Source organism: Aminobacter sp. P9b, from assembly GCF_045345995.1.
Lineage (GTDB): Bacteria > Pseudomonadota > Alphaproteobacteria > Rhizobiales > Rhizobiaceae > Aminobacter > Aminobacter niigataensis.
Genome location: NZ_CP150082.1, coordinates 2,227,210 through 2,239,968, shown reverse-complemented (window position 1 = coordinate 2,239,968; position 12,759 = coordinate 2,227,210). Strand labels below are relative to the sequence as shown.

Annotated in this window: 12 protein-coding genes; 2 read left to right on the top strand and 10 right to left on the bottom strand. The window is 63.8% G+C overall.

Translation table 11 applies throughout. From position 1 onward, the window contains the following. Positions 1–46: 46 nt before the first annotated feature. A complete protein-coding gene (gene ctaD, locus WHT83_RS11050; protein ID WP_108608949.1) occupies positions 47–1,696 on the bottom strand; it encodes a cytochrome c oxidase subunit I in 1,650 nt (549 codons plus the stop codon). Positions 1,697–1,733: 37 nt separating this feature from the next. Beyond that, on the bottom strand, positions 1,734–2,606 hold the full coding sequence (coxB, locus tag WHT83_RS11045; RefSeq protein WP_108608950.1) for a cytochrome c oxidase subunit II: 873 nt from the start codon (positions 2,604–2,606) through the stop codon (positions 1,734–1,736). Between the two features lie 381 nt (positions 2,607–2,987). Between coxB and WHT83_RS11040 the strand changes: the two genes are divergently transcribed. Next, positions 2,988–3,500, top strand: coding sequence for an invasion associated locus B family protein (locus WHT83_RS11040; protein ID WP_406873801.1), 513 nt, complete (start codon positions 2,988–2,990; stop codon positions 3,498–3,500). Between the two features lie 33 nt (positions 3,501–3,533). Here the strand turns inward: WHT83_RS11040 and WHT83_RS11035 are convergent, their stop codons facing one another. Both WHT83_RS11035 and WHT83_RS11030 read right to left on the bottom strand, forming a co-directional pair. Then, a complete protein-coding gene (locus WHT83_RS11035; RefSeq protein ID WP_108608951.1) occupies positions 3,534–3,776 on the bottom strand; it encodes a hypothetical protein in 243 nt (80 codons plus the stop codon). Positions 3,777–3,867: 91 nt separating this feature from the next. Continuing rightward, positions 3,868–5,373, bottom strand: a complete 1,506-nt coding sequence (locus WHT83_RS11030; RefSeq protein WP_406873800.1) for a S8 family peptidase — start codon at positions 5,371–5,373, stop codon at positions 3,868–3,870. 200 nt (positions 5,374–5,573) lie between these two features. Between WHT83_RS11030 and tldD the strand changes: the two genes are divergently transcribed. Beyond that, entirely contained in the window at positions 5,574–6,983 is a 1,410-nt protein-coding gene (gene tldD, locus WHT83_RS11025) for a metalloprotease TldD (protein ID WP_406873799.1), read from the top strand. Between the two features lie 30 nt (positions 6,984–7,013). Here tldD and WHT83_RS11020 read toward each other — a convergent pair whose 3' ends face one another. The 6 genes from WHT83_RS11020 to WHT83_RS10995 form a co-directional block, all read right to left on the bottom strand. Further along, a complete protein-coding gene (locus tag WHT83_RS11020) occupies positions 7,014–8,255 on the bottom strand; it encodes a class I SAM-dependent RNA methyltransferase (RefSeq protein ID WP_108608954.1) in 1,242 nt (413 codons plus the stop codon). Further along, a complete protein-coding gene (locus tag WHT83_RS11015) occupies positions 8,252–9,025 on the bottom strand; it encodes a TlyA family RNA methyltransferase (protein ID WP_406873798.1) in 774 nt (257 codons plus the stop codon). Before WHT83_RS11015 ends, WHT83_RS11020 begins: the two co-directional genes overlap by 4 nt. 138 nt (positions 9,026–9,163) lie before the next feature. Beyond that, complete coding sequence (gene dxs / locus WHT83_RS11010) at positions 9,164–11,077, bottom strand: 1-deoxy-D-xylulose-5-phosphate synthase (protein WP_406873797.1); 1,914 nt, start codon at positions 11,075–11,077, stop codon at positions 9,164–9,166. A 104-nt stretch (positions 11,078–11,181) separates the two neighbouring features. Then, positions 11,182–12,102, bottom strand: coding sequence for a pirin family protein (locus WHT83_RS11005; protein ID WP_108608957.1), 921 nt, complete (start codon positions 12,100–12,102; stop codon positions 11,182–11,184). A 52-nt stretch (positions 12,103–12,154) separates the two neighbouring features. Further along, the gene (locus WHT83_RS11000; protein ID WP_108608958.1) at positions 12,155–12,421 is read right to left on the bottom strand and encodes a DUF2277 domain-containing protein; all 267 of its coding nucleotides are present in this window, start codon (positions 12,419–12,421) and stop codon (positions 12,155–12,157) included. 85 nt (positions 12,422–12,506) lie between these two features. Beyond that, positions 12,507–12,758 carry an exodeoxyribonuclease VII small subunit gene (locus tag WHT83_RS10995; RefSeq protein WP_406873796.1) on the bottom strand — a complete coding sequence of 84 codons (252 nt, stop codon included), beginning with the start codon at positions 12,756–12,758 and terminating at the stop codon, positions 12,507–12,509. Between the last annotated feature and the right edge of the window lies 1 nt (position 12,759).

Sequence of the window (12,759 nt, the reverse complement as noted above, 5' to 3'; positions counted from 1 at the left end):
CCGAAACCGCCGGTCGGGCCGGCGGCTTCGTGGTTCAGTCAGTGCCTTACTTGATCTTCGGCAGCTGTTCCCACTGGTGGAAGGGCGGCGGCGAAGGCAGCTGCCATTCGAGCGTGGTCGCACCCTCGCCCCATGGGCTGGCACCGGCGACGCGCTTCTTGGAGAAGGCTTCGAAGACGCCGAACAGGAAGATCAGCACGCCGACGGCGGAGATGTAGGAGCCGTAGGACGACACCATGTTCCAGCCGGCATATGCATCGGGATAGTCGATGTAGCGGCGCGGCATGCCGGCGAGACCGAGGAAGTGCTGCGGGAAGAAGACCAGGTTCACGCCGACGAACGTCACCCAGAAGTGGGTGTTGGCGATGGCCGACGAGTACATGTAGCCGGTCATCTTCGGGAACCAGTAGTACCAGGCCGCGAAGATCGCGAACACGGCACCCAGCGACAGCACGTAATGGAAGTGCGCGACGACGTAGTAGGTGTCGTGGAGCGAACGGTCGAGGCCGGCATTGGCCAGCTGCACGCCGGTGACGCCACCGACGGTGAACAGGAAGATGAAGCCGATCGCCCACAGCATCGGCGGCTTCATCGAAATGGAGCCGCCCCACATGGTGGCAACCCACGAGAAGATCTTCACGCCTGTCGGAACCGCGATGACCATCGTGGCGAAGACGAAGTAGCGCTGCGTGTCGAGCGAGATGCCGGTGGTGTACATGTGATGGGCCCACACGACGAAGCCGACGGCACCGATGGCGACCATGGCGTAGGCCATACCCAGGTAGCCGAAGATCGGCTTGCGCGAGAAGGTCGAGACGATGTGGCTGACGATGCCGAAGCCCGGCAGGATCAGGATGTACACCTCGGGGTGACCGAAGAACCAGAACAGGTGCTGGAACAGGATCGGGTCACCGCCGCCTTCAGGTGCGAAGAAGGCCGTGCCGAAGTTGCGATCGGTCAGCAGCATGGTGATGCCACCAGCCAGAACCGGCAGCGACAGCAGCAGCAGGAAGGCGGTGATCAGCACCGACCAGGCAAACAGCGGCATCTTGTGCAGCGTCATGCCCGGAGCGCGCATGTTGAAGATCGTAGTGATGAAGTTGATCGCACCGAGGATCGACGAGGCGCCGGCGATGTGCAGCGACAGGATCGCGAGATCCATCGCCGGCCCGGGCTGGCCCGAGGTCGACAGCGGCGGGTAGATCGTCCAGCCGCCACCCACGCCATGCGCACCCGGCGCGCTCGGCATGAAGGCCGAGATGACGAGCAGGATGAAGGCAGGCGGAAGCAGCCAGAACGAGATGTTGTTCATGCGCGGGAACGCCATGTCAGGCGCACCGATCATGATCGGCACCATCCAGTTGGCAAAGCCGCCGATCAGCGCCGGCATGACCATGAAGAAGATCATGACCAGGCCATGCGCGGTGGTGAACGCGTTGAACATGCTCTTGCCGGCATCGATCGCGGCATCGCCCTCGACGCCGTAGACCATCGAGGCCAAGCCGTGGAAAATCTGGATGCCTGGCTCGGCCAGTTCCCAGCGCATCATGACGGACAGGAAGCCGCCGACGCAGCCTGCCATGATCGCGAAGATCAGGTAAAGCGTTCCAATATCTTTGTGGTTGGTCGAGTACACCCACCGGACCCAGCCCTTCGGCTTGTGGTCGTGATGGTCGTGAGCTGCAGCGCCTGCCATGTTCCGCTCCGTTCCCTGATCCCTAATTCGCCGCGGCTCAGTTGCCGGCGGCCGCGACCTTGGCCGCACCGTCCGTCTCGGCCATCAGCGCCTTGTTGGCACCCGGCAAGTCGGTCCTCGCGGCAGCCAGCCACGTCGTATACTGTGCGTCGCTGACGACGCGGATTGCGATCGGCATGTAGGCGTGGTCCTTGCCGCAAAGCTCGGAACACTGGCCATAATACAGGCCTTCCTTGTCAGCCTTGAACCAGGTCTCGTTGATCCGACCCGGAACGGCGTCGACCTTGATACCGAAGGCCGGCATGGCGAAGGCGTGAATCACGTCCGATGCGGTGACCAGCACGCGGACGACCTGACCGACAGGCACGACCACTTCGTTGTCGACGGCGAGAAGGCGCGGATAGGCACCCCTGTCTTCCTTGCCGGCAGCCTTACGCTCTTCGGGCTTTTCCGAAAGCATCGCCGCATTGAACGAAAGCGGCTCTTCCGTCTGGTATTCGTAATCCCAGTTCCACTGGTTGCCGGTCGCCTTGATCGTCAGCTTCGGCTCCTCGACAGGCGAATACTGCGCGGTCAGAAGCTGAAAGGACGGAATGGCCAGGAACAGCAGGATCACAACCGGACCGACGGTCCAGACGACCTCGATCAGCGTGTTGTGGCTGGTGCGCGAAGGCACAGGATTGGCGCTCGCCCGGAACCGCCAGATGCAATAGGCCAGCAGGAACAGAACGAAGAGCGTGATCGGAACGATGAACCACAGCGTGTAGCGCTCGAACCAGGTGATCTGTTCCATGATGCCGGTCGCGGCCGGCTGGAATGTGGTCTGCCATTCTACCGGCTGCGCCGCATAGGCCGCGGCGCTGGCAAAGGAAGCAGTCGCCGCGACGGCGCTAGCAAGGATCTTTCTCATCACCCTCAGTATCTCCCATTTCCATGCGGTCTTGGCCGCAAGGACATCGTGCCGCTCCGGGACGGGAATCCCAGAGACGTTCGGAGGTTCAAACCATACTCTCTTTGTAACCGCAAGGAAGCAGAGGCGGAACTCATGCGGCATTTTTGCGCGCAGGCGGCAAGGCTGGCGCTTGGGGCCGTTTGGCGCTAGTTGATGAATGCATCGAGGCGGGGCAGTCGTCCGCAGGGTGCTGACATGCGCTCAAAAGTCGTCGCAATTCGAGCAAAATTGAACTCGAATGTCTGGAAAACCTAAGATTGCGGGATGGCGAAGGCGCCCTCTTGTTATTTACTTGCTGCCGGCACGACCTAAATTGTCGTGATTCGCAATGGAGCCGTCATGAAGTCTGGGCTTTTGAAAACCTTGGCCAGGGTGTTGGTCGCCGCTGTCTGCCTGGCTCCCATGCAGGCCGGCGCGCAGCAGAGCGGCACGGTCAAGTCCACCCATGGCGCGTGGTCGATCATCTGCGACACGCCTGCGGGCGCGACCAACGAACAATGCGTGATGATGCAGAACGTCATCGCCGAAGACCGCCCCGAGATGGGGCTTTCGGTGGTCATCCTGCGCACCGCCGACAACAAGGCCGAAATCCTGCGCGTGCTCGCGCCGCTCGGCGTGCTCCTGCCCAACGGCCTTGGCCTCAACGTCGACCAGAAGGATATCGGCCGCGCCTATTTCGTGCGCTGCTTCCAGGACGGCTGCTATGCCGAAGTGATCCTCGACAAGCCGCTGCTCGACACGCTGAAGACCGGCAAGGCGGCCACCTTCATCGTCTTCCAGACGCCCGAGGAAGGCATCGGCATTCCGGTCGATCTCAACGGTTTCGGTGAAGGTTTCGCCGCGCTGCCTTGATCTCGCGCGGCACGACGCTGCAGAGCCAGCGCCTCAACGCGCCTTGAACGGCGAGATCGGCTCGATGAGCTGGGCTTCCGACATCGGTTCGACTTCGAAGCCGTGCCGGCCTGCATAGCTGCGCAGTGCCTCGGCTGCGGAAGGTTCCGAAACATCCACATCGATCATCGATCGCGACCGGGACGTCACCGAGATGCCGGGCAGGCTGTCGATCTCGCTCGCCACCTGCGCCGCATCCTTCGCAACCTTGCCAATGATCAAAACCAGCTTTTCCACGCGTCAGCACTCCAGCGCCACGATCAATCTCGCGTCGTTGCCTGAGGATATAGGGCGCCGCTCCGGCCGCGCAACCCGCGGACGCCGACAGTCAGATGATCATGCCGCCGCCCTCGCGGATTGCACCAAAGCCGTGCTTGCGCAGGCTTGCGAAGGCCAGTTGCCTCATGGCCTGATAACGCGCCCTGGTGGGCGGCATCGTCAGGACGGCAGGATTGGCCGACAATATCCGTGCAATCGCACCCGTCATTGCCGGACATGCCATCGACGTGCCGCTCATAGGCGCATATTGGTCGCCCGGCACGGTGGATACTACGCCTGCCCCCGGACCGATGAGATCTATTCTGGTGGGCGCATGCCCCTCATTGGAAAAGGTGGCGAAGAAGACGTCACGATCGGGGTCGCCGCGGTCGCTTGATACCGTCCAGCGGTCGTATGCGTTGGCAGGCAGGCCAGGTTCCCAGCCAAGTGCCGAAACCGCAATGGCATCCCGGTGCCGGGCCGGAAACGCCACAAAGCGCCGAAAGTCGTTTCCAGCCGCGGCGACGACGAGAACGCCCTGCTCGGCGGCATCCTCTATTGCCTGCGACAGCACCCTGTCATCGTGGCTCGGACTGGCTTCCCGTTCGGCCTTCAGGCTGAGGTTGATGATATGGCATCCGTCGTCGACCGCCTGCTCGATCGCCCGGTGAATCTCGAAGTTCCTCGCGATACCCGTGGCTGGATCGTCGAACACCCTGTAGCTGCGAATACTTGCGCCCGGCGCCACGCCTGCGTACCCGTTTCCGCCATTGCCGGCGATGATGCCTGCAACATGAGTGCCGTGGCCGATCGACGAATCGTCATCCCCTTCCACGTTGGTGAGATGGTTGTGCGGCCCGACGCCGCTGTCCACGACCCCAACAACCACTCCTCTGCCGCTGCCCGCAGGTCCGGGTGGAAGAAGATGCCTCAGACTGTCGGCCGAGCCAGCCAGATCGATCGGATCGAGCATAATCACACTGCCTGAGACGAGGTCTGCCTTCCGCTGGAGATATCCCCAATGGCCAGCAAAGCCAGGCTCGATGGCAAGCATCGCGTCCATCACCGCTTTTGCCCGCAGACCGAACCGCACAATCCCGGCGCTGTCCGATACTGCCGTGAGTTGCTGGCTGCCGTTCTTCAGTCCCAATGTCGCAATCGCATTGCCGATGGGTTTGTTGGTACCGGCTGACTGCAGGGCGATGCTAAAGAATTCGGCGCCGGACGGACCGAGGCTTCCGGTCAGGCGAAGGCGACCGACACGAACATCAGCCACGGCCATCGTGTAGTTCACGACGGGATGGAATGTTCCACCCACTGCCGCTGGGGCTGGCCCCGCAATCGAGGTCCTGACCAGCGCGACCCCGCTTTGCGGAACGACCTCCAGAATCTCCAGGCCGCGGGTCATTACTTCTTCAGCCATGGGCCTGACCGCCACGGGCAGGGCGCCCCACGCCCCTCCGGCCGGCGCAGCCAGAAAATCCAACTCGGTATCGACGGCCACTACCGCCTGAAGCGTAGCCACCAACTGTTCGCCACTGGACCGATGATCCGGAATAAAAACATACTCTTCCATCTGCTCCCTCAATTCTGCCCGATCTGATTGAGTGCAGCGACCACAATACTCCTTTTGGTTGCTTTCATCAATTTATACACCTGTGGATTGCATTTCAAAAGCAGCGAATACGGCATCCCTCGCCTCTCCGACCAGGCTAACGATTGCGATGACGTCCAAGCCGCCCTACATCAGGTTCAAACCTCTCCGGGATCCCTGCCATGAACCTCGTCAGCCAGTTCGACATCACCGAAGACCGCGTGCGCAAGATCGTCGCCGAGACGATCGAGGGCGCCGACGACGGCGAATTGTTCCTCGAATATCGCGAGGGCGAGGCGCTGATGTTCGACAACGGCCGGCTGAAGACGGCGAGCTTCAACACCGACCAGGGTTTTGGCCTGCGCGCGGTCGCCGGCGAAGCCAGCGGCTATGCCCACTCCAGCGAGTTGTCCGAAGCCGCCCTGCTGCGAGCCTCCGACGCGGTCTCGGCCGTCAAGGGCGGCTATTCCGGTACGTTGGCTGCGGCGCCGGCCCGCACCAACCGTCATCTCTACGGCGAAGAGAACCCGATCTCCTCTCCCTCATTCGAGGCCAAGGCCAAGCTGCTGCAGGAAATCGACGCCTGGCTGCGCGACAAGGACCCGCGTGTCCGCCAGGTGACGGCATCGCTCGCCTCGTCGTGGCAGCATGTCGAGATACTGCGCGGCGACGGCCAGGTCGTGCGCGACATCCGCCCGCTGGTGCGTATGAACGTCGCCGTAGTGGTCGGCGATGGCGACCGCCAGGAGAGCGGCTCCTATGGCATGGGCGGGCGCAAGAGCTTCGACGAGTTCCTGACAGACGAGAGCTGGAAGAACGCGGCGACCGAGGCATTGCGCCAGGCGCTGGTCAATCTCGAGGCGATCCCCGCCCCTGCCGGCACCTTCGACATCGTGCTGTCCTCCGGCTGGCCGGGCGTCATGCTGCATGAAGCCGTCGGCCACGGCCTCGAAGGCGACTTCAACCGCAAGAAGACCTCGGCCTTCGCCGGCCTGTTGGGCCAGCAGGTCGCGGCCAAGGGCGTCACCGTCGTCGACGACGGGACCATTTCCGAACGCCGCGGTTCGATCACCGTCGACGACGAAGGCACGCCGAGCGGCCGCAACGTGCTGATCGAGGACGGCAAGCTCGTCGGCTACATGCAGGACCGCCAGAACGCGCGGCTGATGGGCATGAACGCCACCGGCAACGGCCGCCGCGAATCCTACGCGCACCAGCCGATGCCGCGCATGACCAACACCTACATGACATCTGGCGACAAGACGCCGGAAGAGATCATCGCCTCGGTCAAGAACGGCATCTATGCCGTCTCCTTCGGCGGCGGCCAGGTCGACATCACCTCAGGCAAGTTCGTGTTCGGATGCACCGAGGCCTACATGATCGAGAACGGCAAGGTGACCCAGCCGATCAAGGGCGCCATGCTGATCGGCAACGGCCCCGACGCGATGCATCGGGTGACGATGGTCGGCAACGACATGAAGCTCGACACCGGCATCGGCATGTGCGGCAAGGCCGGACAGGGCGTGCCGGTCGGCGTCGGCCAGCCGCATCTCAGGATGAACCAGATGACCGTCGGCGGCACGCGCGTCTGACTATGACGAGGCGCTCGGCCACGAGCGCCTTCACCGCCGCTTCTTGGGCTTCTCCAGCAGCGCCACCGCCTCGACGTGGTGGGACCAGAGGAACTGGTCGATCGGCGTCACGCTCTTCAGCGCGTACCCGCCGTCGATGAGGATGCGTAGATCCCGCGCCAGTGTCGCCGGATTGCACGACACCGCAGCCACATAGGGCACGTCCGAACGGGCGATCTGCTTGCACTGATCCTCGGCGCCGGCGCGCGGCGGATCGAAGGCGATGCCGTCGAAGGCATTCAGTTCCTTGAAGGTCAGCGGGCGCCGATCGAGGTCACGGCGCTCTACCGTGACGCGCTTCAGTCCGGAGGCAAAACGGAAGCCCCTGTCGAGCGCGGCCAGCGCCGACGCATCGCCCTCGACGGCGTGAACCTCCGAATTTGTCGCCAGCTGCAGAGAAAACGTGCCGCTGCCGGAGAACAGGTCCGCGACCTTCTTGGCCTTGCGCAGATGGCCGATCACGAGCGACGCCATCGCCTGTTCGGCATCGGCTACCGCCTGGACGAAACCGCCGGTCGGCGGCGTCACCGTCGCCGTGCCGAACGTCAGCATCGGCTTGACCGGCTCGACGATGATCTCGCCGTCGATGGAAAGCCTTGCGATCTTCGACTTGATGACGAAATCGGTGGCCGCACGGCGGATCGCCTCGGTCGGCTTGCCGCAATCGCTGGCCGCCACGTCGAAACCGGTCTCCGTCGAGGTGACCAGGAACCTGAAAGGCTTCGACGTGTTGGCGATGATCCCGGCGAGATGACGCAGGATACCGGCCGCCTCGACGATACCAGGCAGGAGCACCGGACATTCCTCGATATCGACGAGGGTGTGGGAAAAAGCCTTGTTGTAGCCGAGATGAATGCCGGTCTCGGTGTTGCGGGCGGTAAAAGCGGCACGGCGGCGGCTGTGCGGCGGGCAGGCGACAAGATCGCCGACCGAAGCTTCGATGCCCCTCGCCTTCAACGCGTGCACCACCAGGCTACGTTTCCAGTCGCGATAGGCGCCATCTTCAAGATGCTGGATGGCGCAGCCGCCGCATTCGGTGAAATGGCGGCAGGCAGGTTCGACCCGTTGCGGCGAAGCCTCGATCACGGCTAGCAACTGTGCGCGATCCTTCTCGCGCGCGGCGGTCACCGTCTCGCCGGGCAGAGCGAAGGGGATGAAGATATGCCCGCCATTGGCATCGACGACGCCGTCGCCATGCGCGCCCAGCCGCGCAATCTCGAACCGTGCAGTCATCGATCTTTCACTCCAGCGAGCAAGTATTCGCGGTTGCCGTCACCGCCTTCGAGCGGCGACGGGCAGATGCCGAGCGCCCGCCAGCCCGGAATGGTATCGAGCCAAAGGCGCAGTTCCTCGGCAATCTTCGGCCCGTCGTCAGCATTCCTGAGCAGGCCGCCCTTACCGATCGCCTCGCGCCCGGCCTCGAACTGCGGCTTGACCAGGAAAACGCCCTTTGCGCCAGATGCAGCCAGTCCGAGTGCGTTGGGCAGAGCCAGCCGCAGCGAGATGAAACTCACATCCGAGACCAGAAAGTCCGGCAGACTTCCGCCGAGATCATCGCGCGCCAGGTTGCGGGCGTTGAGCCCTTCCAGGCAGGTCACACGCGGATCGCCCTTCAGCTTCCCATCCATCTGGCCGTGGCCGACGTCGATCGCCACGACATGGGTCGCACCGCGTTCCAAAAGCACCTGCGTGAAGCCGCCCGTCGAGGCACCGATGTCGAGCGCCTGCCGCTCTGCCGGGTCGAAGCCAAAATGATCGAGCCCGGCGATCAGCTTCAGTGCTGCGCGCGAGACATAGGTCTGCGCCGGGTCGTCGACCTTAATGGCAACGTCGCCCGCAACAGACTGGCCGGGCTTCTTCGCCGGCTGGCCATCGACGGTCACAGCCCCGCGCGCCACCGCATCGCGGGCACGCGATCGGCTGGCAAAGAAACCGCGGCTGACGAGCAATTCGTCGAGCCGCAGGCTGGCTCCGGAGCGCCCCGCGTCCGATTGGACGCGCAAAGGCGCTCCAGCTTCTTGAATCTGCGCATCGTGCTTTCCGAAAATCGATTTCGATTTCCGGGCCGATGCGCGGGCTTGCCTTGAGATTTCCATGGCTTTCAATGGCGAATGCGCGCCCGGAAGGCAAGCGCGCCCCGATCAGGCGCGGACCGCTTGGGCAGACTTGCCGAGCGCTGCAAAGACGGCGCGCACGATGCCAGCCGAATCGAGGCCCGCGTCGACATACATCTTGTCGGGATTGGCGTGGTCGACGAAGCTGTCCGGCAGCGTCAGCGGACGCACCTTAAGGCCGTTGTCGAGCAGGCCGTTGCGGGCGAGGAAATCGAGCACCTGGCTCGAGAAGCCACCGACCGATCCCTCCTCGACCATAACCAGCACCTCGTGCGAGCGCGCCAAGCGGCGGATCAGATCTTCGTCGAGCGGCTTGGCGAAACGCGCATCGGCAACCGTGGTGGACAGGCCGGCAGCGCCCAGTTCCTCGGCGGCGAGCAGGCAATCCTTGAGGCGCGTGCCGAAGGACAGCAGCGCCACCTTGGTGCCTTCCCTGACGATCCGGCCCTTGCCGATCTCCAGCACTTGCCCGCGCTCGGGCATGTCGACGCCGACACCGTTGCCGCGGGGATAGCGGAACGAGATCGGGCCCTCGTCAAACTCGACTGCGGTGCGCACCATGTGGCGCAACTCGGCCTCGTCGGCCGCCGCCATCACGACGAAATCGGGCAGCGAGGCGAGATAGGCCGTGTCGAAGGCGCCGCAATGGGTGGGCCCGTCGGCGCCGACGAAACCGGCGCGATCGATCGGAAAGCGCACCGGCAGCTTCTGGATGGCAACGTCGTGCACGACCTGGTCGTAGGCACGTTGCAGGAAGGTCGAGTAGATAGCCACGAAGGGCCGCATGCCTTCGGTCGCAAGACCGGCGGCAAAGGTCACCGCATGCTGCTCGGCGATGCCGACGTCGAAGGTGCGCGAGGGGAATGCCTCGCCGAACAGGTCGAGGCCGGTGCCCGACGGCATGGCCGCGGTGACGGCGACGATCCTGTCGTCCTCGCGTGCCTCCTGGACCAGGCTCTCGGCGAACACCTTGGTGTAGCTTGGCGCATTCGCCGGGGCCTTGGCCTGGGCGCCGGTGATGACGTCGAACTTGTTGACGCCGTGATACTTGTCTGCGGCAGCTTCCGCCGGGGCGTAGCCCTTGCCCTTCTGGGTCACGACGTGGATCAGCACGGGGCCGGTTCCGTTGTCGCGGACATTCTTCAGCACCGGGATCAGGTGCTCGAGATTGTGGCCGTCGATCGGGCCGATATGGAAGAAGCCCATCTCCTCGAACAGCGTTCCGCCGGTGACGAAGCCGCGCGCGTGCTCGACGGCGCGGGTGATGGCGCGGTCGACACGGCGGCCGAGATAGGAGGTCAGCTTCTTGCCGAGTTCGCGCACGCCGGCATAGGTGCGGCCGGAGGCAAGGCGCGCCAGATAGGCGCTCATCGCGCCCGCCGGCGGTGCGATCGACATGTCGTTGTCGTTGAGGATGACGATCAGCCGGGCGTCCAGCGCACCGGCGTTGTTCATCGCCTCATAGGCCATGCCAGCCGACATGGCGCCATCGCCGATGACGGCGATGACGTTGTTTCGGCCGCCGTTGAGGTCGCGCGCCACGGCCATGCCGAGTCCGGCCGAAATCGAGGTCGACGAGTGGGCCGCGCCAAAAGGATCGTATTCGCTCTCGGCACGCTTGGTGAAACCGGAAAGCCCGTTCTCCTGCCGCAACGTGCGGATGCGGTCGCGGCGGCCGGTCAGGATCTTGTGCGGATAAGCCTGGTGGCCGACGTCCCAGATGATGCGGTCGTCGGGCGTATCAAAGACGTAATGCAGCGCCACCGTGAGCTCGACGACGCCAAGACCGGCGCCGAGATGTCCGCCCGTCTGCGAGACAGCGTCGATCAGCTCGGCCCGGAGCTCGCTGGCGAGCTGCGGCAACTGTGCCTCGTCGAGCGCGCGCAGCTCGGACGGCAGCCGAACCTTGTCGAGAAGGGGAGTTTCAGGTTTTGCGTTCATCAAACAGCACTAACATCTATTAACCCTCGGCAGATACGTCCGCAGGCCCGGAAAGTAAATGCGTAGCGGTGACGCGGTCGGGTTTAGGCCGTAGGCGCCCGGCTCTAGCTCTCGGGCAGCGGGATGAATTCTTCCTCATCACCGGGAACGATATCGAAGCGGCCGGTCTTCCATTCATTCTTGGCCTGCTCGATGCGCTCCTTCGACGACGAGACGAAGTTCCACCAGATGTAGCGCTTGGAACCAAGCGAGGCGCCGCCGAAGAGCATGAAATGCGCGCCGGTCTCGGACGAAACGACGATCTCGTCGCCCGGCTTGAACACCAGGAGCCGCTCGATCGGGAAACGGTCGCCGAGGATGTCGATCTCGCCGCCAAGCGTGTAGATGGCGCGTTCCTCGGCATCGGCAGGAATCTTGATCCTGGCGCCGGGAGCAAGCGAGATATCGGCATAAAGCGTGTCGGAGGCCGCCCGCACCGGCGAGCGTAGTCCCTTGAAGTCGCCGATGATGAGCCTCCCGCGGACGCCGTCGGCGGCAAACTCCGGCAGATCGACGCTGGCAGTGTTTTCGAACAGCGGCGCCACCTCCTCCTTGCCATCGGGCAGCGCCAGCCAGGTCTGCAGGCCCGACACCGACATCGGCGCGCCGCGCAGTTCCTCGGGCGTGCGCTCGGAGTGGACGATGCCGCGACCGGCGGTCATCAGGTTCACATCGCCGGGCGCGATCACCATTTCGGTGCCGAGCGAGTCCCGGTGCCTGATCTTGCCGTCAAAAAGGTAAGTCACGGTCGCAAGCCCGATATGCGGATGCGGGCGCACGTCCAGCGCATGACCGGCCCGCAGGATGGCAGGGCCCATGCGATCGAAGAAAATGAACGGCCCGACCAGCCGGCGCTTTGCCGTCGGCAGGGCCCGGCGGACCTCGAAGCCATCGATATCCTTGGCATTGGGCACGACCATCAGTTCAATCTGGTCGCAGGAAAAGGCGTCACCCGGGGTCGGGTCACTGGCTGGGAAGAAACTCATGACTGCATCCTAAGGGGTTAACGGAGCGCTGCTGTCACCACGGGTGTCAGAATCAGGCAAATCTCAACGCCGAACGGGCCTTTGCCTTGGCGGCTTCTTCCTCGCGATTGCGCGGGTGCTGGTGCGTTTCCATCGCATGCAGCATTTCATGTGCGGCTTCCGCGATCGTGTCGACCGCGCGGTTGAAAGCCGCTTCGTTCTTCTTCGATGGATTGGTCGCACCGCTCAGCTTGCGGACGAATTGCAGCGCGGCGTCGCGGATCTCGTCATGCGTCGCCGGCGGGTCGAAATTGAACAATGTCTTGATGTTGCGGCACATCGCCTGCTCCCGGGTTTTCGTCAACCGTGTGGGTTCCCCATAACTGGGCGCAACGTGCCGCGAGGTCAAGTTATTCGGGAGCCGGTCACTCCGCGTCGAGCGGTTCCACGCCGACTGGCTTGCCGTCGCGCGAAAGCCTGATCTTCTCGACCTTGTCCTCTGCGGCCTTGAGCAGGCGGTCGCAATGCGCCTTCAGCGCTTCGCCGCGCTCGTAGATCTTGATCGACTGGTCGAGCGGCACATCCCCGCGCTCGAGATCGTCGACGATCTTCTCCAGGGCGGCCAGCGCCTGCTCGAAGCTCATCGCCTTGATTTCGTCATTGGGCTCAGCGGCCATG